35 protein-coding genes are annotated in these 26,017 nt (G+C 43.4%); 11 read left to right on the top strand and 24 right to left on the bottom strand.

The window, feature by feature from the left end; genetic code table 11:
* Window positions 1-67: 67 nt before the first annotated feature.
* From EP13_RS02675 to EP13_RS02735, 13 genes are all read right to left on the bottom strand, one after another.
* The gene (locus tag EP13_RS02675) at window positions 68-598 is read right to left on the bottom strand and encodes a GNAT family N-acetyltransferase (RefSeq protein ID WP_044055874.1); all 531 of its coding nucleotides are present in this window, start codon (window positions 596-598) and stop codon (window positions 68-70) included.
* 42 nt (window positions 599-640) lie between these two features.
* A complete protein-coding gene (locus EP13_RS02680; RefSeq protein WP_156026720.1) occupies window positions 641-877 on the bottom strand; it encodes a hypothetical protein in 237 nt (78 codons plus the stop codon).
* Window positions 878-915: 38 nt separating this feature from the next.
* Window positions 916-1,428 (bottom strand): YybH family protein, encoded by a 513-nt coding sequence (locus EP13_RS02685; RefSeq protein WP_044055878.1) that lies wholly within the window; start codon window positions 1,426-1,428, stop codon window positions 916-918.
* A 27-nt stretch (window positions 1,429-1,455) separates the two neighbouring features.
* Window positions 1,456-1,638 (bottom strand): hypothetical protein, encoded by a 183-nt coding sequence (locus tag EP13_RS19205; protein WP_156026721.1) that lies wholly within the window; start codon window positions 1,636-1,638, stop codon window positions 1,456-1,458.
* A gap of 74 nt (window positions 1,639-1,712) precedes the next feature.
* Complete coding sequence (locus EP13_RS02695; RefSeq protein ID WP_332309684.1) at window positions 1,713-2,207, bottom strand: arsinothricin resistance N-acetyltransferase ArsN1 family B; 495 nt, start codon at window positions 2,205-2,207, stop codon at window positions 1,713-1,715.
* A 78-nt stretch (window positions 2,208-2,285) separates the two neighbouring features.
* The gene (locus EP13_RS02700; protein WP_231497914.1) at window positions 2,286-2,804 is read right to left on the bottom strand and encodes a hypothetical protein; all 519 of its coding nucleotides are present in this window, start codon (window positions 2,802-2,804) and stop codon (window positions 2,286-2,288) included.
* A 309-nt stretch (window positions 2,805-3,113) separates the two neighbouring features.
* The gene (locus EP13_RS02705) at window positions 3,114-3,359 is read right to left on the bottom strand and encodes a DUF2164 domain-containing protein (protein ID WP_044055881.1); all 246 of its coding nucleotides are present in this window, start codon (window positions 3,357-3,359) and stop codon (window positions 3,114-3,116) included.
* A 138-nt stretch (window positions 3,360-3,497) separates the two neighbouring features.
* Window positions 3,498-3,911 (bottom strand): GFA family protein, encoded by a 414-nt coding sequence (locus EP13_RS02710; protein ID WP_197035956.1) that lies wholly within the window; start codon window positions 3,909-3,911, stop codon window positions 3,498-3,500.
* A gap of 136 nt (window positions 3,912-4,047) precedes the next feature.
* A complete protein-coding gene (locus EP13_RS02715; RefSeq protein ID WP_044055883.1) occupies window positions 4,048-4,485 on the bottom strand; it encodes a GNAT family N-acetyltransferase in 438 nt (145 codons plus the stop codon).
* A 289-nt stretch (window positions 4,486-4,774) separates the two neighbouring features.
* Window positions 4,775-4,969, bottom strand: coding sequence for a hypothetical protein (locus tag EP13_RS02720; protein ID WP_044055885.1), 195 nt, complete (start codon window positions 4,967-4,969; stop codon window positions 4,775-4,777).
* A gap of 159 nt (window positions 4,970-5,128) precedes the next feature.
* Complete coding sequence (locus EP13_RS02725) at window positions 5,129-5,428, bottom strand: hypothetical protein (RefSeq protein ID WP_044055887.1); 300 nt, start codon at window positions 5,426-5,428, stop codon at window positions 5,129-5,131.
* A gap of 119 nt (window positions 5,429-5,547) precedes the next feature.
* Window positions 5,548-6,270, bottom strand: coding sequence for an SIMPL domain-containing protein (locus tag EP13_RS02730; RefSeq protein WP_081869422.1), 723 nt, complete (start codon window positions 6,268-6,270; stop codon window positions 5,548-5,550).
* A 129-nt stretch (window positions 6,271-6,399) separates the two neighbouring features.
* A complete protein-coding gene (locus EP13_RS02735; RefSeq protein ID WP_044055888.1) occupies window positions 6,400-6,813 on the bottom strand; it encodes a helix-turn-helix domain-containing protein in 414 nt (137 codons plus the stop codon).
* A 243-nt stretch (window positions 6,814-7,056) separates the two neighbouring features.
* On the opposite strand from EP13_RS02735, the gene EP13_RS02740 reads away from it, so the two are divergent.
* Window positions 7,057-7,299, top strand: coding sequence for a type II toxin-antitoxin system ParD family antitoxin (locus EP13_RS02740; RefSeq protein ID WP_044055889.1), 243 nt, complete (start codon window positions 7,057-7,059; stop codon window positions 7,297-7,299).
* Window positions 7,296-7,598: a type II toxin-antitoxin system RelE/ParE family toxin gene (locus EP13_RS02745; protein ID WP_044055890.1), complete on the top strand. Its 303-nt coding sequence runs from the start codon at window positions 7,296-7,298 to the stop codon at window positions 7,596-7,598. Before EP13_RS02740 ends, EP13_RS02745 begins: the two co-directional genes overlap by 4 nt.
* Before the next feature lie 8 nt (window positions 7,599-7,606).
* On the opposite strand, the gene EP13_RS02750 is transcribed toward EP13_RS02745, so the two are convergent.
* Entirely contained in the window at window positions 7,607-9,088 is a 1,482-nt protein-coding gene (locus EP13_RS02750) for an amidohydrolase family protein (protein ID WP_044055892.1), read from the bottom strand.
* A 162-nt stretch (window positions 9,089-9,250) separates the two neighbouring features.
* Here EP13_RS02750 and EP13_RS02755 point away from each other — a divergent pair, with 162 nt between their 5' ends.
* Together EP13_RS02755 and EP13_RS02760 are read left to right on the top strand one after the other, a co-directional pair.
* Complete coding sequence (locus tag EP13_RS02755) at window positions 9,251-9,472, top strand: TA system antitoxin ParD family protein (RefSeq protein WP_012518669.1); 222 nt, start codon at window positions 9,251-9,253, stop codon at window positions 9,470-9,472.
* Window positions 9,465-9,755, top strand: coding sequence for a type II toxin-antitoxin system RelE/ParE family toxin (locus EP13_RS02760; protein ID WP_044055894.1), 291 nt, complete (start codon window positions 9,465-9,467; stop codon window positions 9,753-9,755). The genes EP13_RS02755 and EP13_RS02760 overlap by 8 nt, the downstream gene beginning before the upstream one ends.
* A gap of 284 nt (window positions 9,756-10,039) precedes the next feature.
* Here EP13_RS02760 and EP13_RS02770 read toward each other — a convergent pair whose 3' ends face one another.
* The gene (locus EP13_RS02770) at window positions 10,040-10,258 is read right to left on the bottom strand and encodes an Imm27 family immunity protein (protein ID WP_044055896.1); all 219 of its coding nucleotides are present in this window, start codon (window positions 10,256-10,258) and stop codon (window positions 10,040-10,042) included.
* A gap of 125 nt (window positions 10,259-10,383) precedes the next feature.
* The gene (locus tag EP13_RS02775) at window positions 10,384-10,767 is read right to left on the bottom strand and encodes a hypothetical protein (RefSeq protein WP_044055897.1); all 384 of its coding nucleotides are present in this window, start codon (window positions 10,765-10,767) and stop codon (window positions 10,384-10,386) included.
* 245 nt (window positions 10,768-11,012) lie between these two features.
* Between EP13_RS02775 and EP13_RS02780 the strand changes: the two genes are divergently transcribed.
* On the top strand, window positions 11,013-11,981 hold the full coding sequence (locus EP13_RS02780) for an integron integrase (RefSeq protein WP_044055898.1): 969 nt from the start codon (window positions 11,013-11,015) through the stop codon (window positions 11,979-11,981).
* Window positions 11,982-12,087: 106 nt separating this feature from the next.
* Here the strand turns inward: EP13_RS02780 and fadA are convergent, their stop codons facing one another.
* Both fadA and fadB read right to left on the bottom strand, forming a co-directional pair.
* Window positions 12,088-13,251 carry an acetyl-CoA C-acyltransferase FadA gene (fadA, locus tag EP13_RS02785; protein WP_044055899.1) on the bottom strand — a complete coding sequence of 388 codons (1,164 nt, stop codon included), beginning with the start codon at window positions 13,249-13,251 and terminating at the stop codon, window positions 12,088-12,090.
* Window positions 13,252-13,269: 18 nt separating this feature from the next.
* A complete protein-coding gene (gene fadB / locus EP13_RS02790; RefSeq protein ID WP_044055901.1) occupies window positions 13,270-15,420 on the bottom strand; it encodes a fatty acid oxidation complex subunit alpha FadB in 2,151 nt (716 codons plus the stop codon).
* 433 nt (window positions 15,421-15,853) lie between these two features.
* Here fadB and EP13_RS02795 point away from each other — a divergent pair, with 433 nt between their 5' ends.
* From EP13_RS02795 to EP13_RS02805, 3 genes are all read left to right on the top strand, one after another.
* Entirely contained in the window at window positions 15,854-17,908 is a 2,055-nt protein-coding gene (locus EP13_RS02795; RefSeq protein WP_052364256.1) for a transglycosylase SLT domain-containing protein, read from the top strand.
* 112 nt (window positions 17,909-18,020) lie between these two features.
* Window positions 18,021-19,340: a Xaa-Pro dipeptidase gene (pepQ, locus tag EP13_RS02800; protein ID WP_044055903.1), complete on the top strand. Its 1,320-nt coding sequence runs from the start codon at window positions 18,021-18,023 to the stop codon at window positions 19,338-19,340.
* A gap of 109 nt (window positions 19,341-19,449) precedes the next feature.
* Window positions 19,450-20,166, top strand: coding sequence for a ZIP family metal transporter (locus EP13_RS02805; RefSeq protein WP_044055904.1), 717 nt, complete (start codon window positions 19,450-19,452; stop codon window positions 20,164-20,166).
* 77 nt (window positions 20,167-20,243) lie between these two features.
* Here the strand turns inward: EP13_RS02805 and ispB are convergent, their stop codons facing one another.
* Window positions 20,244-21,218 carry an octaprenyl diphosphate synthase gene (gene ispB, locus EP13_RS02810; RefSeq protein WP_044058695.1) on the bottom strand — a complete coding sequence of 325 codons (975 nt, stop codon included), beginning with the start codon at window positions 21,216-21,218 and terminating at the stop codon, window positions 20,244-20,246.
* 778 nt (window positions 21,219-21,996) lie between these two features.
* On the opposite strand from ispB, the gene rplU reads away from it, so the two are divergent.
* From rplU to cgtA, 3 genes are all read left to right on the top strand, one after another.
* A complete protein-coding gene (rplU, locus tag EP13_RS02815; RefSeq protein ID WP_044055906.1) occupies window positions 21,997-22,308 on the top strand; it encodes a 50S ribosomal protein L21 in 312 nt (103 codons plus the stop codon).
* A gap of 15 nt (window positions 22,309-22,323) precedes the next feature.
* A complete protein-coding gene (gene rpmA / locus EP13_RS02820) occupies window positions 22,324-22,581 on the top strand; it encodes a 50S ribosomal protein L27 (RefSeq protein WP_012517170.1) in 258 nt (85 codons plus the stop codon).
* A 179-nt stretch (window positions 22,582-22,760) separates the two neighbouring features.
* Window positions 22,761-23,927, top strand: a complete 1,167-nt coding sequence (cgtA, locus tag EP13_RS02825; protein WP_044055908.1) for an Obg family GTPase CgtA — start codon at window positions 22,761-22,763, stop codon at window positions 23,925-23,927.
* A 109-nt stretch (window positions 23,928-24,036) separates the two neighbouring features.
* On the opposite strand, the gene EP13_RS02830 is transcribed toward cgtA, so the two are convergent.
* From EP13_RS02830 to EP13_RS02850, 5 genes are read right to left on the bottom strand one after another with little or no spacing between them, the layout of a single operon-like run.
* Window positions 24,037-24,297 carry a S24/S26 family peptidase gene (locus tag EP13_RS02830; protein ID WP_052364257.1) on the bottom strand — a complete coding sequence of 87 codons (261 nt, stop codon included), beginning with the start codon at window positions 24,295-24,297 and terminating at the stop codon, window positions 24,037-24,039.
* Between the two features lie 32 nt (window positions 24,298-24,329).
* Window positions 24,330-24,827 carry a superoxide dismutase, Ni gene (gene sodN, locus EP13_RS02835; RefSeq protein ID WP_044055911.1) on the bottom strand — a complete coding sequence of 166 codons (498 nt, stop codon included), beginning with the start codon at window positions 24,825-24,827 and terminating at the stop codon, window positions 24,330-24,332.
* 9 nt (window positions 24,828-24,836) lie between these two features.
* Window positions 24,837-25,043, bottom strand: a complete 207-nt coding sequence (locus EP13_RS02840; RefSeq protein ID WP_044055913.1) for a hypothetical protein — start codon at window positions 25,041-25,043, stop codon at window positions 24,837-24,839.
* A gap of 34 nt (window positions 25,044-25,077) precedes the next feature.
* On the bottom strand, window positions 25,078-25,578 hold the full coding sequence (locus EP13_RS02845) for a hypothetical protein (protein ID WP_044055914.1): 501 nt from the start codon (window positions 25,576-25,578) through the stop codon (window positions 25,078-25,080).
* Between the two features lie 14 nt (window positions 25,579-25,592).
* Window positions 25,593-25,958: a hypothetical protein gene (locus tag EP13_RS02850; protein ID WP_044446106.1), complete on the bottom strand. Its 366-nt coding sequence runs from the start codon at window positions 25,956-25,958 to the stop codon at window positions 25,593-25,595.
* Window positions 25,959-26,017 lie beyond the last annotated feature (59 nt).

A 26,017-nucleotide genomic window follows, 5' to 3' on the forward strand; every position in this document is an offset into this window, starting at 1 on the left:
CGCTACGTCTTGCGCCGCATATCTTTGCTTGTTCGCGATGCCCCAGGAGAAAATGTTTACGATAGCGTTATAGTGGGCGTGTTGCACCCAAAGACGGTTTAATCTTCGCAAATATATGATTGTTATAAAAGCGCCCGTTTTTATAAATGGCATTTTCCAATACCGCTTCCTGATTGAAGTCAGACTTTAACAAAAGCTGCATTGAGGCTTCGTTATCTGAAAATACCGAGGCGAATACACGGACAATGTCAGTATTAGAAAAGACGAAATTTGTAATTCTCTGAATGGCACAAGAAGCAATGCCTTGTCGCCAATATTCTCTTGCAAGCCAGTATCCTATTTCGCCCGACCTGTTGTATTCGAATTCACCTCTATTAACGCCAATACAGCCAACCAAACAATTATCTACCGTAATTGCTTTAATAAGCTCACCTTTACTCCCTTCATTTACCCACCATACAGCATCGTCAGTGGTATACGGAGAAGGGATTTTTGTGGATAAAAAGCGTGTCACAGAATCATCGTTGAGAATGCGCTTCATACTTTCTACGTCACTATCTAAGAAATCTCGCAGCAAAACCGCGTTATGCTTTCCCATACATCAAAGCTCTCTTATCATTGTCTTTTTGATTTAGGAAAACTATTTATTGCTGCATGAACAACCGACGCTACCATCGTCGCTTTTCCACTGAGAATAGTGGCGATAGTCGCTTGGATTATTTCGATTGTGAATGCTGCAACTGGTTTTAATTTGATTACACGACGCGGCATTTCGTCCGATATCACTTTGAGTGACATTTTCCAAAAGATGATGGGTTACATCGTTAACAGAACAACTAGCAAGTAAAAGTGTTGTCGAAATGATAAATATTTTCATACATGTCCTTTGTATATAGAGGCGTATTGAAAAGACGCCTATTCATATGTCACTGCCAGAAACAGCTTTGGCTTTTGTTTGTTGGCAGACGGTGTAATACTAGCTGATACACTAACTAACTTCCATTGCCCGCTGCGTTTAGACCAGACCTGTGTACCCCCACCTGAAAAAGTATAGGTAGCGCCACTTTTTAGCAATACAGATTGCGAAAACTCGTTGACCAAAATCGCAGTGAAATCATCAATGATCGACACCTTAACGTTTGGGAATTCCAGAGAGTTAAGCTTTTGTATTGCGCTAAAGCCAGTGTTTATCACTGGAACCAGCTCATCCATAGAGTTCCAGTTTGTTCCGTCACTATTCAAACCGACAAACTTGTCTGCATCAAAATGTTGAAAATAAGCTTCTGTATCCAGCCTCTTTGATGCTTCTACGAGACTTTGAAACGAGTTCAATACTTCTTCCTCTAAATCACTGTGGTTTGGGTTGGCCTGTGCCAAACAACACAGTGATAAAGCAAAAATAACCATAACAACTTTACTTTTAAACAATCATTAATTCCTTTTTTCTTTGATATTTCACAGCCCACCAAAGGGCGTAGCTACAGAGGGGCGTAATGCTAAGTCGTTTTGAATGGCATTGGGTGACTGTGTTGCAGTCCATAATGAAAGGTATTTCTTAGCAAACTCAGATAAATCGGTCTCTGCGAGAGAGACAAAAGACCAGAGTAAAGTAAAAGAAGCAAGCATCCATCTTTTCATAATCACCTCTGTTGTTAAAATTAGGTTTAACGCAGCGTTCTTCGTTACCCCGTAACGGGCGACTTCATTTTTTGTTAGGTATGAAGTTTCAATTGCCAATACCCAACATCTAACCATTCATCAAATTTAAAGCCTACTTTGGAAAAATGAGCAACTTTTTCCATACCCATTTTTTCGTGTAGACCAACACTCGCTGGATTAGGTAAGGCTATGCCCCCAATTACATTGTTGATCCCTTTCAGTTTAAGTTTGTTAAACAGTGCTTTATACAAAATGGAACCTACACCTTTTCCTTCTGTTCCATTTGCAAGGTAGATAGTTGACTCTACGGAAAACCGATAAGCACTTCTTTCTTTCCATTTAGTGGCATAAGCGTATCCAACCACTGCTTCATCGACTACAGCGACAAGCCATGGCAAATCTGAGTCTACGACTTTTTTAAGCCTTATCGACATCTCTTTTTCTGAAACCTTGCGCTCTTCAAAAGTTGTGCGTGTATTTACAACATAAAAATTGTAGATGTCGGCAATTTCTGATGCATCTTCTAATGCGGCATCTCTAATAATCATCAACAATTCCTTGTGGTTGTAACTGCGCTTAGTATCTGACTTTAAGCTAAGCAAACCTATAACCCTATTTCCCCGCGTTTAAAACTCTTGGCGCGAAAACGCCTTTAACTCGTAGTGGTCCGCGTGAGCGTTTTGTAAGGTATATTCACCTACTACCTTGATTTGTGATATATCGGTAACCCTAATGTGCGTTTGGTAATAATATTTGCCAGTAGGCTTTCCCTGAGAAATGAAGTTGATTCTTATCCTTTTAGCCTCACCGGCTACAGCAATTGTTTTCCCAACAAAATATTCCTGTGGAGGAACACTATATCTTTGAATGAATAAAGGCGTAACACGAGGATGAATTGCTATGGTGACTGCACGTTGGTCACGGTAGTCTAATTCAGAGTTGAGATAAATAAATGGGCCTTGGTTACCTGCCGCTTTGATTTCTAAAATAAAATCTCCCTGCACACCACTAGGCGCTGATTCTGCGGCACTTCTGATAATTTCCATAGTGTCAGAGTGAACGATATCTGTTTTTAACGAAGAAACAGGCTGTTTTGCAGCACAGCCGGCTAAGACTAAAACGATACTTAATAAAACGATTTTCATTTTGAATTTCCTTATAAATGCCTAAATTTTCAATAACGGGCGCATAAATATTCTCGTTATAATTAGCCACGAATGAGCGCAAGCCAAGCATTTTGCGTCCGTTTGAATGACTTGCTAGGCAATTTTGCTAACTTGACGTTCATCTTCAACCAAAGTTAGCTTTAATTTAAGAGGTGGCTCCTTGCTCTACTCTAGAATCGACTGGGTTAAAAGTTCTATATCCACCACTATATGCTCCCTTTGTTGTTCTGTATTAATTATGCGTGCAATTCTTCAAAGTAATGGATATCCATAGCTTCTTCAATATGCCTAACGAACTTCCTTTTCGATAGCATAGAGGTCATCATCAATGGTTTGAACACGTTCTTCGAAAATCAATCTCGCATCATGCAACCCGCGATTGTAATAATACGCCCCTAACTCTTTAGAAACGAAATCTAAAAGAAACTCTGCATCAAATTGCCCCAATTCTTGAGCCAACGATTTTTCAAAATAAGATTGAAGTTTAACTACCATTGCTTCTTTTTCTTGATTCGTGAATTTAATATCAGACATTTACAAATAGGTTCCTAGGCATCTATTGTTTCTAACAACGGGCGCAGACAGGTGTGCAATAATGGCGAAGACGCCCCGCGTGTATGCGTCCGACGAAGAGAGGGAGTGATTTTTTGCACTTTGTTGGGCTTGTGCATATTATTTCCTCGCTCTGCTTGGTTCGAAACTATCATATCTTGGTAGCTCTGCATCGATATTATCCCAGTTAGCCCTGGATGAATAAAAATTGTGAGATATCGGTCTTTCTTCGATGTCTGTGTCTAGAATACCAAGACGAATTCTAAGTTTTGTTGGGTTATCCGTGTTTGAGCTAAAAATCGGAGAGGCGCACACAGAGCAGAAATGCCTTAACTTCCCTTCTTTGAACTTGAAGTGGGTAAGCTTTTTTTCCGGATCTAAGACGCTGAAATCTTCTGTCTTTATGAATCCATTTGTAGCGTATGCCGTGCCACTATTTTTACGACACAGTGAACAGTGACAGTGAATAATGCTATCAATTGAACCCTTGAGTTCAACTTTAATTGCACCACATAAACAAGAGCCCTTGTACATCAATAAATCCTTTATATTATTTCCAAGCAAAGACGTGCCTAACTTGTAAACAAGGGGCTCAAACGCGCAAGCTATAATGCGAAGATGCCCCGCGCGTATGCGCCCCAAGAACGCAGTAAGTATCTTGGTTGGGTTGTTATATTCCTTTGCGTACCATGTGTATTAGTGGGAAAGGGTTGCCTTGACCGTCTAGCTCAGACCTCCCCACTTTTTTGAAACCTACTTTTTCATAGAACCCTATAGCATTTGGGTTTTGCTCGTTGACATCAACTTTTGATGCATTCAAATTATCTACTGCATGTTTTACTAAATTACGACCAATACCTTCACCAAAATGCTGTGGTTTAATAAAGAGCATTTCAATATTTGAATCTGCAACACCTATAAAGCCGCTTATTTCTTCACCTTGCTTAGTGCAGCGGAGCGCTACCGCATCAAAATAATGCTGAAGAATAAGAGGCTTTAGTTCAAGAATACTTTCCTCTGGTAAAAAGTCATGAGTTGCACGAACTGACGCCTCCCAGATTTCGATAAGCTCTTGGTAATTATCCTTTGTGACTTCTAATACGTCCATTGAGGCTTCCTTGGAATATAACGTCTAAATAACGCCGCGCTCTGCGGAAAATTTATCTGGCAGCAGGGGCTTGGGCGATTTGTTAGCCGCGGTCGTGCCAATACTCAGGTTTTCGTTGGTTATGCATAAAAGCTACCACACTAATTTCCCTATTTTCGATAACTTTATAAATAATAGAATATGGGAATATGCTTAAGCAAAGCGCCTCGTTAAGAGGCAAAAAATTGTTAGCTAAAATTAGCGACGAAAGAGCAAAAGCCAACGGCTTTTTGTCCTTTTAAACCACTCGTTAGCTGTCGGTTCTGCTATTGGACTTTAACTTTTTAGCAATTAGGTCAACAAGTAGAAAAGCTATTCCTGCAAAAACACCAAATACTATTGCTTCATTTTGTTTTGATATATACCCCGAAAAGACATATAGAAACAAAGCGCCTGCTACACCAACAAACGCTCCGATAACAATAGATTTCAATAATGATTCCATGTATTGATTCTCCTTTAGACTGCTAACACCCAACTTTGGGGCACAAATACATGGGCTAAAATAGCGAGTGAAGCGAGGGAGCCCACGTGTATGCGTCCAGCGAACGGAGGGAAAGAGTTTATTGAGTTGTTAGGCCGTGCTGATAAGTTAGTCATGCTATTAATAAAACTCCGTAAATCTCTCTGAGAAACCATTGATCTGCTTAGCTTCTAGAAGGCCATCTGATTTCATTAATGCAAGTTGTAGCATAGCTTTGGACTTTGCATTGTAATTGAATATGTTCGCTATACGTTTGTCACTATTTTCCATCAACTTATACAGGTAAAGATATTTTGCATGAGCTGAAAGTTCGGGATTATCGATTCCTTTACGCACATCGTCAAAAACTTGCTGGCAGCATTTATCTAATGCATCTGCCTTAACTCGTTTGAAGTGATTCCAATCTGCCTCTGAAATCATGTTTTACCTCTTTAGGCCTAACTTTTCAATAACGGGCGCAGACATGTGGGACATAATGGCGAAGCCGCCCCGCGTATAGGCGTCCCAGCTAACGAAGTGAGTGACTTAATTTTTTATATTCACTTTACTTCAAGATCAAATACAACATCTACGGAGGCGGAAAAAACGATATTTTTTTGAAGATATCGACCTGATTCAAACTCTTCTGCTTCAATTCGTGACCCAGTGACTTCTACCCTTTCTATATTGTCATTAAAACCATATCTATTACGTTGATTTTGGTTAGCAGAATTTATGCTATAGACTTTGCCTAATCTGGCATCAAATGCTGAGGCCATAGTTCGCCCTTTTCTTTTTGCATTCTCGACTGCATTTGCAAAAACTTCTTCTTTTAATGCTTCCTTACGAGAAGATTGAAACTCAATATTTTGAATTTCATTCACCTTTGCCTCTAGTGCAAAGTTTAATAATTCGTTGAGATGTTGAATTTTATGGAGGGTTACTTTGATAGTGCGGCTCGCAATGTATCCGTCTAATACTTTCTTATCTTCCTCCGTATAATAATAGTTTGGACTTGTAACAATACTTGACGCACTAACATTCTTTTCATCAATTTCAAATCTATTTAGCCCATTTAGAAAGTCATTAATTCTCTTATCAACATCTTTCTTAGCCGCTAAGCTTGAATCATTTTTTGATTCTGTTTCAAAAGTGAGTACCGCCAGATCTGGCGCGGCAGTTATTTGAGCTTTACCTTCTACAACAATATGCCTGTCATTTGGTACGCTTGCAGAAAGATTAAAAGGGTAAATAAGAATCAGGATTATAGGTAAAAACTTCATGTGACCTCCTTGTGAATATAACTTTAAGCTAAAGGGCGCAGGCACGTAGGGCATAATGGCGAAGCCGCCCTGCGTGTATGCGTCCCAGCGAACGAAGTGAGTGGGTTTATTGAATTGCTATATCGCCGTTCACCAATATTTCTTCGTATCAATATAGTGCTTCATGTTAGAAAAGATGTAAGCTAGAAGAAAAAATGCCGGCGTCGCAATTACGTCGGGTTTTATGAACCAAGTTAGTAGGCCCAAAAGCACCGTCGTCATTTCTAACATAATAATTTGCTTTCTTGCTTTTACTCCCCAAAACGAAAACCTGACCCATAACGGCTCTTTTTTCCATTCATTAGATGTTTTGTCTATCACGATAATTTCCTCTTGAAGTTTAGAAATGTCAATTTCAAACACAGAGGCAAGGGCTTTAAGAGATTCTATGCTGGCCTTGTTTCCACTTTCTATTCGTTGAATAGTTCTCGTACTCAAGCCGCTTAACGTGGCAAGTTGTTCTTGTGACCAGTTTCGTTTTTCTCTAAGACGTTTGACTATCATTTGGGCTCCTTACCAATGCGAGAGGAAACTATCCATGTTTTAATCGATTGTCGGTTACGAAATCCACACGACAGTGGGGCGACAGACGATGTTTACAGCGATACAACTTTGACTTAAGGCGCGCCATGTCATTGGCCCAGTGAGCCCGCTTTTTGGCGAACGACTTAAGCGTTTGTTATGCACTATTGACTTACAGTGCTCAAATACCATAATTAGGTATATATTGGTACTTGGAGAAAACAAATGGCTAAAAATACCAGCATTACCCTTGGTGACCATTTTGATGGCTTTATTGCTCGCCAAATTCAAACTGGTCGATATGGTTCAGCGAGCGAAGTAATTCGGTCTGCTCTTCGCTTGCTAGAAACACAGGAGACCAAATTAAACACTTTGCGTCAATTACTTGTAGCAGGTGAAGAAAGCGGCGAGGCTGAATACGACCTTGAGAACTTGATATCAGAACTAGATGGTGAATTAAAAGAGTGAAACCATTTAAGTTAACTGTACTCGCAAAATCCGATTTAAAAGATATCGCGTTATTTACGCAACGGAAATGGGGGAGGGAACAGCGTAATGTGTACCTAAAACAGTTCGACGATTCATTTTGGATGTTGTCTGAAAATCCTGTTATCGGTAAAAGCTGCGACGAAATAAGAGACGGATACAGAAAGTTTCCGCAAGGTAGTCACGTTATTTTCTACAAGCAAACTGGTAGCCAGGAAATTCTGATTATAAGAATTCTTCATAAAAGTATGGATGTAAACCCTTTACGCTTTGGCGCATAACGCCGCATTCAGCGGCTTGTCCGCTGCAATGCTTTGTTAGCCATAGTATCTGCAGCAAAATCTGTTCGATCAAAAACTTCCCCATGTAAGATGACTTGGTGGATATTGCTCCAAGCGTCCACGGTAGTTAAAGGGTTTTGTTTTAGTAAAAGTAAATTTGCAACCTTGCCAACTTCAACCGTTCCGTAATCTTCATCAATATTAAATTGTCGCGCATTATTAATGGTTGCAGCTGCAAGTATTGCAACTAAAGATACTCCGGCGTCTGCCATTGCTTTCATCTCAAGGAAAGTTGTTAAACCAGGCTGGTTGGAAAAACTAGGACTTCCCGGAAAATCAGAACCTAATAACAGCGGATAGCCTGCCTCGGTGAGGGTTTGTAGAATTTTGTTACCTTTCCCCATCCGATCTTTTAAAAAGATTCGAGCAATAACCTCGTCGGGTAGTTCGTCAAATCCTGCGCGTAATTCTTCTTTAAACCATTGTGCCGAAGGTTGCTTATACCACTCAAGTAATTCTTTGGGCGTGACCTTACTAAATTCAGGAATACCATGTGAGTTATGCAACATGAGTTCACCTAGTCCGGCAATTACCCTTTGGGTTGGCATGTAACCAATGCTTTTGCTCATTAACTGGTTAATCACGCCATGCATTGGTTTGGATACTTCAGTTTCACGCCAAAACTCCCCCCAATTCCAAAGCCCGTGTGCAATTACATCTACCTCTGCATCAATAGCTCTTTGATACATATCCAATGCATTGGCATGCGCTACAAGAGGTAGTTTATGTGGTAATGCAGATTTTCGAATACGTTTCAGGGTATCGTCAGACAACAACGGCCACTGACTTTCATCCCCATAGCCATCTTCAAAGTATACTTTTATGCAAGATGCGCCGGATTCAGCAATACGTTTAACAATTTGCTCAGGAGAGTTCAGTGCTGTTTCAGCAACGTCCTGTTCAACAATATAGGAAAACATGGATTTCGAAAGCTCATCATTTTTCTCTACCAAAGGAAACGTTGAGCGTGCGGTGATGACTTCACAACGATAGTAATCAGGATGTACTTTAGAAGAAGTGAATTTTGTCCATTCAAGCCCAGGATTTGGGTCGACAACCTGCGTGATACCGTAATACAAAAAGCTATAGGGTTGTTGTTTATAGTAATCTTCAGCAAGTGCGCCATTCTTTTGTGCCACAGGCTCCACGCCAAACCCCATACCAGGAATAGATGAAACATGAACATGGCTATCCATGATTCCGGGTGCTAGATATAAAGTAGTTCCGTCTATGACCTGAGTATCAACTGTTTTTTTAATATTAGATGACGATACCGTTTTTATCCGTCCATCAGCAATAAGAACATGCGCCTTTTGTAATGGCCTCTGAAGGTGCGATGATACGACGGTCACATTTTCAATCAGCACACTCTCTTTTGCGAAAGTAGGATAATGTAGAAACAGAATCGCAATGAGGATATGTTTACGCATAACTTTCCTTGTTGTTGTGATCTGGCTAACACCCGCATTACGGGCAAAAACACGTAGGCTACAATACCAAGCGAAGCGAGTGTTAATGCTTTTGTTATATGCAATTTGCTACATCTGTAGCGCATTGCTACAATGTAACGGCTAACTATTGGGAGACATATTATGGCAACCGCGAGCGTAAGACTAGACCAAGATCTAGTTGAGAAAGCTACCATTATGGGCAAAGCACTAAACCGAACGATGCCAAAACAGATTGAGCATTGGGCAAAGATAGGTGAAATGATGGAAGATAATCCCGATTTGCCATACGAATTTGTGAAACAGGCAATTATTTCTAAAGCTGAAAAAGAGGCTGGAAAATTGGAGCCTTACGATTTTGGCTAAGATTACCAATGTTTTACAGACAGCTAATTTTAAGAGAGCAGTAAAGAAGTTACATCAGAATCAGAAAAAAGACTTGGATAAAGCCGTTAAGGAACTAATGGCCGATCCTCCTCTAGGTGAGCAGAAAAAAGGCGACCTAGCCTTTCTTCGCGTGTACAAATTCAAGATGGTCAAGCAGTTAACCTTACTAGGTTACAGCTACGAGGATGGCACTGTAATACTTGAATTGATAGCTCTTGGTTCTCATGAAAATTTTTACCGCGATGTTAAAAAGTTGTTCTGACCAATTGCGTATAACACTAAGCTAAGGGGCAAAAGCACAATGCGAGAATAGCGAAGCCGCATTGTGTTTTTGTCCCAGCGCGATATAAATCAAAAACTTTTGAGGCAGCTTCAATTTTAGTTTTATCAGCCCTATAAATTTCCATTTTACTGTAATTTCCTTTTAGGTATAACACTAAGCTTTGGGGCGCAGGCACGTAGGGCATAATGGCGAAGCCGCCCTGCGTGTATGCGTCCCAGCCCGCGAAGCGGGCGTGCTTGATTTTTTTGTTATGTGCAATTGCTTCAAACATCAAATTGCTCTTTTACTACTGTTTTGTCTATTTTGGAGAGAACTGGCTGACCTCCTCCATGTAACGCACCATCTGGGTAACTTTTAATCCAGTAACAGCCATTCTCTTTTTCTATATACAGACTGTCCCAACCGCTTTTACTAACAGCGACCTTTTTACACTTGGTACTGACAAAATCTTCAATCTCTATTTGCGAAGAGATGACATCCATATTTAACAACCTTGCACATAACACCCCACTAAGGGGCGATAACACATGGGCTAAAATTAGGAACGAAGTGACGCAGCCCATGTGTTAGCGTCCCAGCGAGCGAAGCGAGAGCCTTGAGTGGTTTGTTATGTGCCACTGACTGATTTAGCCACAACAAACCCACTGAAACCGATGGCTGACTCGATATACCAGCCCTTGTAACCATTACTATCAAGATAATTTACTGTAGTTTCAATATCGCCTTTCCATATATCGACGCCGTAATATAGATTCCATTTTTGGAGATTTTCCTTTTCTTCTTCGAAAAGAGAACTAAGCGGTATGTTTTCAATGTCAGTGATAATCGAATGCGCAGTATGCACAAAGTGATATATCGCAACTTCTGTGAAGGTGATTTCCGAAAAATCAGTTTCTTTACCTGGATAGCCAAATCCTAAAAATAATTTTACAGTTTTCCCATGGTCGGCAACTTCGTATTTTTGAAGATGATAATCGTGAAATTTCAACATAGTCAGTTGAGCTTCCTTGGCACATAACAACTTAATGTACGGAAAAAATCCTTTATGCAACGTGGATAAAATCCGCATATAACTTTAATAATTTACTCACTTTCGCATGTAATGTCATTTACATCAATATCCTATACTTTGTATCTGAAAACACTGTACTGAAGTACGGAAAGTTTCCTTTTTATTTTACGGCGCACTAAAAAGTCGTAATGCTGTGCTTATATACAGATAAAAAGTACTAACAAATGAAATCAATGTTTATGCAAATGGTGGTTGAGCATATGCGTAATCGTCGCTATGCCAAACGCACGATAGAGCTTTATAGCAAATGGATAATTAGCTTTATTCGCTTCAATGATAATAGGCATCCATCAGAGATGGGAGATAAAGACGTAGAGTTATTTCTGTCTTATTTGGTGAACAAGAAAAATGTCGCTCCCGCAACACAAGCGAGTGCGCTTAATGCATTGGCGTTTCTTTATCGCGATATATTGGAATGTCCATTGTCGTTAGAGTTAGACTTTGTTTCAAGTCGAAGGCAGGCCAAGTTACCTGTCGTACTAACGCAAGACGAGGTAGTTGCGCTATTTGAACAAATTCCTGCCAACCTAAAACTCCCTATATCCCTACTATATGGCAGTGGTTTGCGTTTAATGGAGGCCGTAAGGCTACGTGTTAAAGATATTGATTTCGACTACAACGCCATTCGTATATGGGATGGTAAAGGCGGAAAGCATCGTATCGTTACACTTGCGGCAGAATTGAAGCCGGGTCTTACTCGGCAAATAGCCATGGTGGAAAATTACCTATCAGCTGATTTAGAAAACCCGAAATATGCGGGCGTTTATTTGCCGCATAGACTGCGGGTGAAATACAAAAATGCGCCAAGAGAATTAGGCTGGCATTATTTATTTCCGTCTTCTCGGTTATCTATAGATCCGGAGGATAAGAAAGTACGCCGGCATCATATTGATGAATCGAGTATTCAGAAGGCCATACGAAATACGGCAAAAGCTTGCGACATTAAAAAGAAAGTGACGCCTCATACATTGCGCCATTCTTTTGCAACGCATTTGCTACAAGCGGGCGCCGACATAAGAACTGTGCAAACACAGCTTGGTCACTCAGATGTGAAAACTACACAAATTTACACTCACGTGCTTCAGCAAGGCGCTCAGGGTGTGGTAAGTCCTTTATCTCGCGTATTAAAGTAATGTGCACATCAAGTTAACGTCAATAAAAAAGGGCCCGAAGGCCCTTTTCAATACTTAGCTATTTAAGCGCTCAGTTAAGCGCTAATTCAAATGCTTCATCAAACGCTTATACACGCTCGAATACAGTAGCAATACCTTGGCCTAAACCAATACACATAGTCGCTAAGCCTAGGCTTACGTCTTGTGATTCCATTAGGTTGATAAGCGTACCTGAGATACGTGAACCAGAACAACCTAGTGGGTGACCTAGTGCAATAGCACCACCGTTAAGGTTAATCTTCGTATCTAGGTGGTCCATCCAACCTAGTTGCTTAATGCACGATAGCGCTTGTGCCGCGAATGCTTCGTTAAACTCGGCAAGTTCAATATCGTCCATCGTCAGGCCAGCGCGCTTAAGGGCTTTTTGTGTGGCTGGAACTGGGCCATAACCCATAATTGCCGCATCACAACCAGCCACTGCCATTGAGCGAATTTTCGCACGTGGCGTAAGGCCAAGCTCTTTCGCACGGTCTGCCGACATAAGCAGCATGCCAGATGCACCGTCAGACAGCGCAGAAGACGTACCCGCAGTAACAGTTCCGTTTACAGGGTCGAATACTGGGCGAAGCGCCGCCATGCTCTCGGCTGTGCTTTCTGGGCGAATAACTTCATCGTAGTCAATAAGCTTTAATACGCCGTTTGCATCGTGGCCTTCAACAGGCACAATTTCGTTAGCCCAGCGGCCTTCAAGGTGTGCTTTATGCGCTAGCTGGTGCGAACGTGCGCCAAAGGCGTCTTGTTGTTCACGGGTAATCCCGTTTTGACGGCCAAGTAGCTCGGCAGTCATGCCCATCATGCCCGACGCTTTCGCCGTGTACTTAGCAAGGCCTGGGTGGAAGTCGATGTTATAGTTCATAGGTACATGGCCCATGTGCTCTACACCACCAATCATGTATATATCACCACGGCCAGTCATAATGCCGCTTGTGGCATCGTGAAGGGCTTGCATTGATGAACCACATAAGCGGTTAACCGTTACCGCGCCTGTTGTGCGTGGAATTTGTGTTAATAGCTGCGCATTACGCGCAATGTTAAAGCCTTGTTCTTTCGTTTGCTGAACACAGCCCCAAATAATGTCTTCAATTTCCGCTGGGTTTACGCCAGGGTTACGCTCTAGTAGCGCGGTCATTAGTGCTGCAGAAAGGTCTTCTGCACGCACATTTCTGAAAACACCGTTTTTTGAACGACCCATAGGGGTACGTACGCAATCGATTACGACCACTTCTTTCATTAGATTTTCCTCCGGGTCTTATGCGAAATAGGATTTACCAGCAGCGGCCATTTCACGAACGCCATCTGAAATCTGGTAAATTGGACCAAGTTCAGCGTACTTGTCTGCCATCGCAACAAAGTTCGCCAAGCCAATGGTTTCAATCCAACGGAAAATACCACCGCGGAATGGAGGGAAACCTAAGCCGTAAAGTAGCGCCATGTCAGCTTCAGCTGCGCTATCTACAATGCCTTCTTCTAGGCAGCGAATTGCTTCGTTTGCCATAGGGATCATTAGGCGTGCAATAATGTCGTCAGCTTCAAAGTCTGTCTTTTCAGCTACGTGTGGCGCCATGAGTGCGTAGGCTTCTTCAGCAGGTGTTTTAGACGGCTTGCCGCGCTTATCAACACCGTAGTTGTAGAAACCTTTACCGTTTTTCTGACCTAAACGCTCTTCTTTATAGAATAAGGTTACTGGGTCGTTATCTAGGCGCGCCATACGCTCTGGAATACCCGCGGCCATTACGTCAGCTGCGTGATCGCCAGTGTCGATACCTACAACGTCCATAAGGTACGCAGGGCCCATCGGCCAGCCAAAGATTTTTTCCATAACTTTATCAACCGCTACAAAGTCAGCGCCGTCGATAAGTAGCTTACTGAAGCCCGCAAAATACGGGAACAATACGCGGTTTACTAAGAACCCAGGGCAGTCGTTAACCACAATAGGGGTTTTGCCCATTTTAAGCGTGGCAGCCACTACCGCATTAATGGTTTCTTCCGAGGTTTTTTCCCCGCGAATAATTTCAACGAGTGGCATGCGGTGCACTGGGTTGAAGAAGTGCATACCGCAGAAACGCTCTGGCTTGTCTAGGCTTTCTGCTAGCTGGTTGATAGAGATAGTCGAGGTGTTTGAGCAGATAATAGCGTCGTCAGCGACATTCTCTTCAACCTCTTTAAGTACAATACCTTTCACTTTTGGGTTTTCTACCACCGCTTCAATAACAAGGTCTGCATCTTTAAGTGTACTGTACTCGAGGGTAGGTGTGATTGCGTTAAGCGTCTGCGCCATTTTGGTCGCATCAACTTTACCGCGCTTCATACCTTTACCAAGTATTTTCGCCGCTTCTGAAAGACCAAGATCTAGTGCACCTTGATTAATGTCTTTCATAATAACTGGTGTGCCTTTCACGGCGCTTTGGTATGCAATACCGCCGCCCATGATACCAGCACCGAGTACGGCGTTAAGCTTAGACTGCTTAGTGGCTGCTTTCGCTTGCTTCTTACCTTTGCTCTTAACAAGCTGGTCGGCAAGGAAAATACCTATTTGGGCTTTCGCCGCGTCGGTTTTCGCCAGTTCTACAAAGCCTTTATTTTCAAGCTTAAGCGCACCTTCACGGTCTAGTACAGAGGCTTTTTGCACTGTCTCCACCATTTTGTGCGGTGCTGGGTAATGTTTGCCTGCTTGTGCAAACACCATAGCTTGAGCAGTAGAGAAGCTCATCATGGCTTCGTTTTTGTTTAGCTGTAGTGGGGCTTTCTTAACCGCACGTCGTGCTTGCCAGTCAAACTTACCGTCAACGGCGTCTTTCACCATTGATAGTGCACCTTCCACTAACGTTTCTGGTGCTACTACTGCGTCAACTGCGCCTTCAGCAAGGGCTTTCGCGCCTTTTCTGTCACGTCCAGTGGTCATCCATTCTAGGGCATTATCTGCGCCAATGAGACGAGGTAAGCGAACGGTACCGCCAAAACCAGGCATCAGGCCTAGCTTAACTTCTGGTAAACCAATGGAAGCTGTGGTGTCTGCAATACGCATGTCACATGCCAATGCCATCTCACAACCGCCGCCCAATGCAAAGCCGTTAACGGCAGCAATGGTAGGGAATGGTAAGTCTTCAAAGCGATCGAATACCTGTGAAGTATTAGCAACCCACTGTAGTACCTCTTCGTCGTCCATGGCGAAAAGGCCCGTGAACTCGGTGATATCAGCACCTACAATAAATGCAGATTTTGCGCTGCGTACTACTAAGCCTTTTACGTCGCCCTTAGCTAGCAGAGCTTGTGTTGCTTCGTCAAGTTCAGTTACCGTTTGGCGGTCGAACTTGTTCACTGAACCTTCGGCGTCGAATACCAGCTCAGCAAAGCCGTCATCTAACAGGCTGACGGAAAGACTTTTGCCTGTGTATATCATTATCATCTCCTTCGGCATTGGCCAGGATGTTAGTGAGTTAATTCAACAAGTACGTAGGGTCGTAATTAACTACTAACGCGTTAGTGTGGCTAGATTCTTTACAAAACCACACAAAATTTCAACAAAAAATCAAACAAGCGTTTCAATCTGTCTAAGGTAGTGGTCGGATGACTTAAATTCAAGGGTTAAGTTTGAATTCACGCTTCATTTCAATATCAGTGCTTGTATAATGAGCGTTATTGGCGAAAAGCGCCAATCCAGCATAAGAATAATCCACAATCACAACGTTAATGTTTATGAACAGCATATAACGCGCTGGCACAACAACTTCCGTGGCAAGGAGCCACACCGTTTTATCGGTTTTAATCGCATACTCATCAACACAACACCTTTATGTGTGTGTTTGAATGCATCACAGGGTAGGAGTTCAATTGTGTCTTTAAATATCACATTTCAACGTTTCGGCTTAGCCCATTGCCGCACCAGTTACTTAGGTTCTTTGTCTTTTCGTTTGTTAACGATATTGCTAATGCTCGCGTGTGGTGAAACATCAGTATTTGCTCAAGCGCTCCCACAAGACACTTTCGAAGCACAACGTGAACGCTTTTTAGAGGTTGAAAAAAACTTAAGAACCATGCCTTCACGAAGTTTAGATAAGCTAGATCGCGATATTCACGCCCTCGCTACATACCCCTTGTATCCGTATTTACTAAGGCTGAAATTAGAGCGCACGCTTTCGTTAAAAAATAAGCGGGCCATCGAATCTTTCTTAGAAGACTATAGTGGGCAACCTGCAAGCTATGGGTTGCGGTATAGATGGTTAAACTACCTAGCATCAAAAGGGCACAATAGCGCCTTTATGGACAGCTATCGAAAAGGAATGGGCGCCAAGCTCACCTGCAAAGCCTTAGGTTACCAGTTAGCAAGTAGCGATAATCCGAAGGCGTTGCTTAACGATGTAGATGCACTGTGGTATCACGGAAAGTCGCAGCCAGACGAATGCGACCCTTTATTTTATCAATGGCGTAAAAATGGTTTGATGACGCCTGAAAAAGTGATTGCGCGCATTGAGATTGCAGCTAAGGAAGGAAATAGGCGTATAATTCCCTATCTTAAGCGTCAACTCCCAGATAACGAAACCTATATTGCCGATGCATGGTTGGCGGTCACGCGTGACGTGGCGGCAGTCAACCGCAGCCGCCACTTCCCCCTTAAGCAACCTGATAGGGAATCTACCATTCTTACTTGGGCTATTGAGAAGCTGGCGTGGAGAAACCCAAAGCAAGCAGTGAAGGCCTATGAAAAGTATGTGCCACAGGGTGTTTTTTCAACGCCTCAGTTACACATTATTCAGCGCGCTATAGCATTAAGTTTCACCCTCGACAGAATGCCTGAAGCCGGTCAGTGGTTACTTATTGCTGATGTAAAGGGAGCAAATGAAGACGTCAAGTTATGGCACGTAGCCTACCTACTGCGTGAACAGCGATGGCAAGATGTATTAGATGTGATTGCATCAGCTAAACCTGAATTGCAACAAGATGAAAATTATCGGTATTGGCGAGCCAGAGCGTTAGAAGCGCTAGGGAATACAATGCAAGCAACGGTGTTATATCAGCAGTTGTCTGAAGAGCGTCATTATTATGGTTTTATGGCTAGCGCACGTATAGGTAAGACCCCCAGTTTATCCAATAAACCTGTACCCCGTGACAATAGTGCTATCGAAAAGCTAGCGAGAATACCCGCCACATTGAGGGCATTGGAATTTTACCGCTTAGGCCGCAAGAATGAAGCACGTAGAGAGTGGCGTTACCTTATTAATGCACTACCGGACCCACAAGTTACCCACGCCGGAGTGTTGGCGTATGAGTGGGGCTTGTACGACCAAGCCATCATTAGTTTTGCTAAAAGTGGCTATTGGGACGACGTAGAAAGACGTTTCCCATTAGCATTTCAATCTTACTTTAAGGAGCAAGGTGAAACCTACGAGGTGCCCGACGCATTAGCCATGGCTATCGCGCGCAGAGAAAGCTCGTTCATGACAGATGCAGTATCGCCTGTAGGCGCCACTGGTTTAATGCAGTTGATGCCGGGTACTGCCCAATACATTGCCAAGCAAAAAGTCAGTCGAAACACCTTATTTAACGCCAAACACAATGTAGAGTTTGGCGTGCAGTATTTAAGGTATCTCATGGATAAATTAGACAACAACCCCGTATTAGTCACCGCGTCGTATAACGCGGGTTGGCGCAAAGTGTTAGAGTGGTTGCCTGAAAATGCGTCACTGCCAGTGGATATTTGGATTGAAAATATTCCATACCGGGAAACGCGGCACTACGTAAAAGCGGTAATGGCTTATCAGCACATCTACGAACAGCAGCTGGGGTCAAACAAAAATATTTTTCCGCAACTTACCCAAGATGTTATTCCTTCTACCGAGTCCATTACTACGCATCCGGTTACTGGCACATTACAGTTAGCCCCTCATTAGTGGTTATTTAGATTTACACGTGTGCTCACCGAGGCTGGGGCAGGAGGTAACTCTGCGCTTATCTTCATGTTACACTTTAGGATAACGTTAACTTAGTAAACACGAGGGAAGAATGTCACAACAGCAGGCATTATATATAGAGCATATCGAAGAATTGCAGGCTCGAACCCGAGAAGCGCTTCAGCGAGAAGGACTGGATGGCGTGGTTATTCATTCGGGGCAGGGGAAGAGAATATTTTTAGACGATAACCACTATCCGTTTAAAGTGAACCCTCAGTTTAAAGCTTGGCTACCTGTTATTGACAACCCTAACTGCTGGATTGTGGCTAATGGTGTAGATAAACCTACGCTTATTTTTTATCGTCCGGAAGACTTTTGGCACAAGGTGCCGCCAGAACCGAATGAGTTTTGGACCCAATGTTTCAACGTGGTGTTATTGCAGCAAGCCGATGCGGTAGAAAAGCACCTTCCCTATGACAAAAAGCGCTACGCCTACATTGGTGAGTATATTGAAGTGGCGAAAGCATTGGGGTTTGAAAATGTAAACCCCGATCGCGTGCTGCATTATTTGCATTACCAGCGAGCTTATAAAACCGAATATGAGTTGTTGTGTATGCGCGAGGCTAATAAATTAGCCGTGGCTGGGCACCAAGCAGCAGAACGCGCTTTCCGTAATGGGGAGAGTGAATTCGACATTAATTTAGCCTATGCAAAAGCGTGCCGTCAGGGTGACAACGATGTGCCCTACACCAGCATTGTGGCACTTAACGAGCACGCCGCCATATTGCACTATATGCAATGTGACACACTTGCTCCCAAAGAATCTCGTTCTTTTCTTATCGATGCCGGTGCGAATTATCACGGGTATGCCGCTGATATCACACGTACCTATAGCCAAAACTCAGCGATGTTCAGCGATTTAATCCAGGCAGTAGATAAAGTTACACTTACCCTGATAGACGGGTTGAAGCCGGGGGTAGCCTACACCGATATTCATTTGCTCGCCCACGACGGTATTGCACAAATCCTTCACGATACAGGTATTGTCAACTTAACCCCTCCAGACATTGTTGAAATGGGGATAACGCGCACGTTTTTCCCGCATGGCATAGGGCACTTCCTAGGCCTGCAAGTTCACGATGTGGGCGGGCTCGTCAATGACGATAGAGGTACACCTAAGCCAGCGCCTGAAGCGCATCCTTTTCTGCGATGCACACGGATAGTAGAGCCTCGACAAGTGTTTACAATTGAACCCGGTTTATATTTTATCGATAGCTTGCTACGTGACTTAAAAGCTTCACAGGCTTCAAAATATATCAATTGGGACACGGTATCGGCCTATAAGCCCTTTGGTGGCATTCGTATTGAAGACAATATTATTGTGCATCGCGATAAAAACGAGAATATGACCCGCGAATTAGGATTAAACTAACTGAAGGTTTAATTCGTTTAAGAATAAGTCATTTGAAGAGCAGCATAAGCTGCTCTTTTTGTTTGAATGCTAACTCCGTACTTCACTTGCACATAAAAAGGGAACACGTATGCAGGAGCCGAATATTCTTAGTTTATTGGTGGTAGCCTTTATCGCCGGGTTCGCCATGCCAGCGGGGGCAATGTTAGCCACCTATCACGGCATTCAACCCAAGTGGCTAGAGAAAGAATTACGCCACGGTATTTTAGCCTTAGGGGCAGGCGCATTGATTTCTGCGGTGGGGTTAGTTCTGGTGCCTGAGGGAATTAAAGATGTGTCTGTGACGGGGGCGTTAATGTGTTTTATCGCTGGTGCATTAGCCTTTATGTCGTTAGACATTTATTTAGCAAAAAAGAAAACCGCAGGAAGCCAGTTAGCGGCCATGTTAAGCGATTTTGTGCCTGAGTCCATTGCGCTAGGCACAACTGCGGCATTAGGCGGCGGTACGTTACTTTTGGGCGTGCTGATTGCGGTGCAAAACTTGCCTGAAGGCTTTAACGCTTATCGAGAAATGTTGCCAAAAAATAAACAGCGTAGTACTAAGCTAATTGTCATCTTTGCATTGATGGCGCTGCTTGGGCCACTGTTTAGTTTGGTCGGGTTTTATTATTTGTCCCAATTCCCGGTCGTCATGAGTGGTATCATGTTATTTGCTGCGGGGGGGATTTTATATTCGGTGTTTCAAGATATTGCCCCCCAAATTCGAATGGAAAACCACTGGCTGCCACCTCTTGGCGGCATCTTAGGGTTTTTAGTGGGCATTGTTGGGCATATGTTAGAGGGGTAAAAACGCTGGCGTGCAAAGCAAGGAAACTATCCCTTAATACACGCCGGTGTTAACGGTGCTAGTTTTAACAGTAAAGGTTAGCTGGTGCGCTCAACAGAAATGTAAGCTAATGAAACAAGCGCTTCTTTATAGGCGGAATCAGGAATAGCTTGCAAGCTGTCAATGGCCATTTGCACTTCTTTATTCGCACATTCTCGTGTGTAATCTAGCGCGCCCGTGGCCTCCATAATGCCCTGAATTCGCTGTAAATGGGGTAAGCCATTACTTTGCTCAATCGCCTCTTTGATCAACGCCTTGTCGTCCTCAGATTCGGCGTGCCACATGGCATACAATAAAGGTAAAGTGGGCTTACCCTCAGCAAGGTCATCACCGGCATTTTTACCCATGTCCTCGCTATCCGCCATATAATCTAATATATCGTCAGCTAACTGAAATGCCGTGCCTAAGTGCTTCCCGTACTCTTGCATGGCCACTTCAACTGAGCTGGGTTGGTCAGTCAGTACAGCACTTAATTGCGTCGCGGCTTCAAATAAACGGGCAGTTTTGCCATAAATAACATCAAAGTAGCGGGCTTCGGTAGTACTAGCGTCATTACAGTTCATCAGCTGTAGCACTTCGCCTTCGGCAATTTGGTTGGTGGCTTCAGAAAGGATCTCCATCACTCGCATACGTTTTAAACTCACCATCATCTGAAATGACCGAGTATATAAAAAGTCGCCTACAAGTACGGAAGCTTGATTTCCAAAGATAGCGTTAGCCGTTTCACGGCCTCTGCGCATTGTGGACTCATCTACCACGTCATCGTGCAGCAAGGTGGCCGTATGGATAAATTCAACAATCGCCGCAAGGGTGTGATGATCGTCATTTTTAATGCCCATCGCACGTGCGCTTAACACAGTAAGAAGAGGGCGCAGACGTTTCCCGCCGCTATTAACGATGTAAAAACCAAGTTGATTGATTAGCGCAACTTCAGAGTCGACCTGTTGTTGAATCAACTGGTTAACCGCTTGCATATCGTCATTTGATAACGCGCGGATTGAATTAATATCCATGGGCATTGATGTAAAAACTTATTTAATTTCTAGGGCAATAATTAGGGCAGATTGTACCTGAATGCTGTCTACTATCCACCAAATTGTCTTAAAAAATGACCGCTTAACGCATTTTGAATAAAAACATGAATAGGTAAGATCCCTTTATTTATGATTGACGATGCGTGTTAGTCAGCCATCCAACCCCATCGGTTTGTCTGTGTAACCTAATGATTTGGCGGTTAGTAAACGCATGTTTTGCGCGCTCGTCTACTATTATAGGCGTTATTCAATAGAAATGTGTTAAGACAGGTGTTTTTCTCAATTTTCTCGTGTTTTTCATGCTATTTGGACAAGGTAAAACTTACAACTTTAACCCGCCTTATGTTAACATTCCCGCCATATACATTTGTGGCATCTCTCTTTTTCGCTGTAAATGATCCCTGTGGGATCGGTATCGATCCTTAATAGGTGGCATTCACAGCTAAGAGGGCAAACGTGCCACCATCACTATGCATATAAAGGGCAACATTTTGTTGCTACCTCGTTACGTTATACCAGTAATAGGTATGTGAGTGAGCACCATGAAACTAGCTAATTTCTCATTTGCTTACTCTCAACCTGATTAACATTATGAGGTAGAGCTCTCGGTTTTCGTTGAATTCGAGATTAAATTGCAAAATGTTGGAAAAATAATCTATTTTTCTTAGAATCGGGGTTGTGGTTTGCGGATGTTTCACGTACAATTCGCGCCCTGTTTTTTGAATTGAAGCGTCAGTGACGCAGAGCGGAGTTAACTATGTACGCGGTTTTCCAAAGTGGCGGTAAACAACACCGTGTGGCCGAAGGCCAAACCGTTCGTCTTGAAAAAATCGAAGTAGCCCCAGGCGAAACGGTTGAATTTGACAAAGTTTTAATGGTAAGCAACGGTGACGATGTAAAAATCGGCACACCAATCGTTGCTGGTGGTAAGGTGACAGCTGAGGTTGTTACACACGGTCGTGGCGATAAAGTAACTATCGTTAAGTTCCGTCGTCGTAAGCACTCTCGTAAGCAAGCGGGTCACCGTCAGTGGTTCACAGAAGTGAAAATCACTGGTATCAACGCATAATAGGAGCACGAACACATGGCACATAAAAAAGCTGGTGGTAGTACCAAAAACGGTCGTGATTCAGAGAGTAAACGCCTAGGTGTTAAGCGCTTTGGTGGCGAATCTGTTCTTGCTGGTAACATCATTGTTCGTCAACGTGGTACTCGTTTCCACGCTGGTGACAACATGGGTATCGGTAAAGACCACACGTTGTTTGCACTAAAAGACGGTAAAGTTCAGTTCGATGTTAAAGGACCGAAGAACCGTAAATTTGTAAGCATCGTAGCTGAGTAAGCGCGAAAGCTTCTCGCCGAGCAGGCTTAGAAAAACCCCGCGCTAGCGGGGTTTTTTGTTATCAGCAAGTGCATACGCTTTTATCTATTATACAACGAAGCGTATATGCACAAATTGGTGTAAACTTTAAGTTCGTATTTTTAAGTAATAACCCAAGGCAGAATTGCCCGGAGTGATAAATGAAATTTGTAGATGAAGCTGAAATTCGAGTGGAAGCCGGCGACGGTGGAAACGGCGTAATTGGCTTTAGAAGGGAAAAGTACGTACCCAAAGGCGGCCCTGATGGTGGCGATGGGGGCGACGGCGGCAGCGTATTTCTCGTTGCCGATGAAAACCTAAATACATTGATCGACTATCGTTTCGAGCGTTTCCATCGAGCCGAGCGTGGCCAAAATGGACAAGGCAGCAATTGTATTGGAAAAAAAGGTAAAGACCTTGAAGTGAGTGTGCCAGTAGGTACGCGTGCAACAGACAGTGATACGGGTGAAGTGCTTGGCGACTTAACTGCTCATGGCCAGAAGCTTAAAGTAGCACAAGGTGGTTTTCACGGCTTAGGTAATGCGCGATTTAAAAGTAGTACCAATCGAGCGCCTCGTCAGAAAACTAACGGCACGCCAGGCGAAATCCGCAACCTTAAACTTGAGCTTATGTTGTTAGCCGATGTGGGCTTATTGGGTATGCCCAATGCGGGTAAATCTACCTTTATTCGCTCAGTGTCTGCGGCTAAGCCGAAAGTGGCTGATTACCCATTTACCACTCTAGTGCCTAACTTGGGTGTTGTACGTCAGGATGCGCAGCGAAGCTTCGTGGTGGCCGACATACCGGGTCTTATCGAAGGCGCTGCTGATGGTGCTGGACTAGGGATTCGATTCTTAAAGCATCTTGAGCGATGCCGTATACTTTTACATGTGGTGGATTTACTTCCCGCCGACGAAAGCGATCCGGCTGAAAATGCAAAAGCTATTATCGAAGAGCTTGAGAAATACAGCCCGAAATTGGCAGAAAAGCCCCGTTGGTTAGTATTCAATAAAGTGGACTTACTGCTAGAAGATGAAGTAGAAGAATGTATAAAACACGTTGTTGAAACCCTTAATTGGGAAGGTCCAACGTATCAGATTTCAGCATTCCAAAAGCTTAATTTAGCGCCGCTGTGCCACGATATTATGGACTTCATTGAAACCCTTCCTGCTATTGAGGAAACGAAAGAAGAAGCTGAAGACGTAGAGTTTAAGTGGGATACGTATCATCGTAATACCCTTGAAGCTCACGACGATTTAGGCGACGACTTAGATGATGACGATTGGGATGAAGACGACTACGATGTTGAAGTAGAGTATCGTAAGTAAGCTGATAAAAGGCGCATTCTTTGCGTTGCTAGCAAAATGGATTTGCAGTATATAACGTAAACGTCACTAAAAACACGAACCTGATTATTCAAGTTCGTGTTTTTTGCATTTAGCGAGGGCGTTTTACATAATAGAGAACACGGCCGATAACACGTTGGCGGTTAAACCACCCCATCTTTTCGGTAGTTAACGAAGCCGCAGTGTTATCGCCGCTAAGGGAGAATTCGCCGTTAGGAATAATTTGGTGAACCCGTTTTATGAGGGTGCCAAAGTGTGGGCAATTAACCACGACTACTTGCCCTGACCGTAACGCTTTTTTCGGCCACGTAAGCACAACAGCAAAATCGCCATCCAATAGTGTCGGTTGCATGCTATCTCCTGAAACCCTCACAATTTTCAGCATTAAAGATCTGGATAAACCAAGGTTAATGAAGGAGGGTAAGGGCATACTGCCTTTTTCGTTTTAACCTTTTTAGTCACCCAGAATCGTTCGGCAAATTCATTCACTAACGTCAGTAAATCTTCACCTTTCTCTCGGCTCACATGTTGTTTACACGCTGAACCAGCAAGCATAATTTTATGCACCAATTCATTGGTATCAGGAAACTGTTCAAATTGAGGGGCCTTAAAATAATCGCCCCATATAACGCGTACTTCATGCTTTACTTTTTCGGCATGCGTTTCTTTTTCTGAAATGAGGCGGCTCATCTGCGCTTGATCGGCAAAACTCAGGCTGTCTTTTTCCGCAAGTTCATTGAGCAAGTCAGTAAAGCGCACAACGCTGAGTGCTGCTAGTTGAGCCGTCATGGGATCATATATTTTACAAGGAATATCGCAGTGCGCACTGGCTGTGGTAAAGGGGTTAACTTTGTTTATAGAAGAAAGAATGTCGTAAATCATGGCGGGCTCCTAGTTTGATGTCGGCTTTTTGCGGTTGATGTATTTGTAAGCGCTATACGAACAGGCTGCAGCAACACTTGCTAGTGCTACGTAAAACACGGTGTGCAATACGCCACTTGTCCAGTGTCCATGATCATGTCCCGCGTGCGCGAACGCGCTGGCACTGGCTAAAATAGACATTATTGCTATACACATACGATGAATAAGTGTGTTCATAGTGGTTCCTTTAATACAAAGTGAATGATATCGGTCAATGCAATGCCTTCTTGATGTATTGCAAATTCGACCGGGTAGGGTGCTCACATTGCAAGGCTGCAAAGTGAGGGTAACGTTTTAAGAATACAAATCGTTGTTGACGGGCAATACTGCTACAACGCACGACGTGGGGATGCCGAGGTAATTGGCGTTCAATAGTGTCAATTAACCCTTCCACCTCTGTAATTGCGCCGTAGGCCAACGACAACTGCGTATTGCATGGAGCCGTTTCACTAGATAGGTATGCATCGGCAAGGTTGTGGTAACTGGTTAAAAGGGCGGTGAGTGACTCCTTTTTGGCTGGCGCCATACTCACTAAAACTTTCGCTGCCAGGATGGCTTGATGATATGTACCTATTGCCGAAAAAAGCCCCCCTTGTTCGTATTGCGTGTTACCTCCACGAATAAGCGTTTCCCAATGTGCAAAGTCTACCGTGTACTCGTCTTTTGGTTTTAGGGAGAGAGTGGTGCTGCGATAAATAGGGGAATTAGTCATCGGAGTGCTCTTGTCTAAAGGGTGAAATTGAAGGTAAGGGCGCGAGATGAAGTTCGATTAACCGCTGACAGTATGGCGTGTGTTCTATCAACAATGGCGTTTCGGTATAGCGGGAGTTTGACTTGAAAGTAAGCGTCTTCAAGGAGTTGGGAAAGCTGTGTAAGCTTTTTTATCATGGCGGGGTTTTCACCTCCGTCAATCTCTAGCAATATAACGGCGATATCAAATGCACAACCTAAATACGGAATAGCTTCGCTGGCTTGGTCGCACTGCATTAAGAGTGTGCCCTGCATTTCGTCTCTCGCCATTACGTGTAGTGCCTGATCAGGATTACCATATACCCAGTCTGCATGTTTCGGACATAAATAATTTATCTGCATGATTTGTCCCTCCTGTTTTTAACAATAGGCCATTAATAACATCAATGCAAATGATAATA

This window comes from Alteromonas australica, assembly GCF_000730385.1.
GTDB classification, from domain to species: Bacteria; Pseudomonadota; Gammaproteobacteria; order Enterobacterales; family Alteromonadaceae; genus Alteromonas; species Alteromonas australica.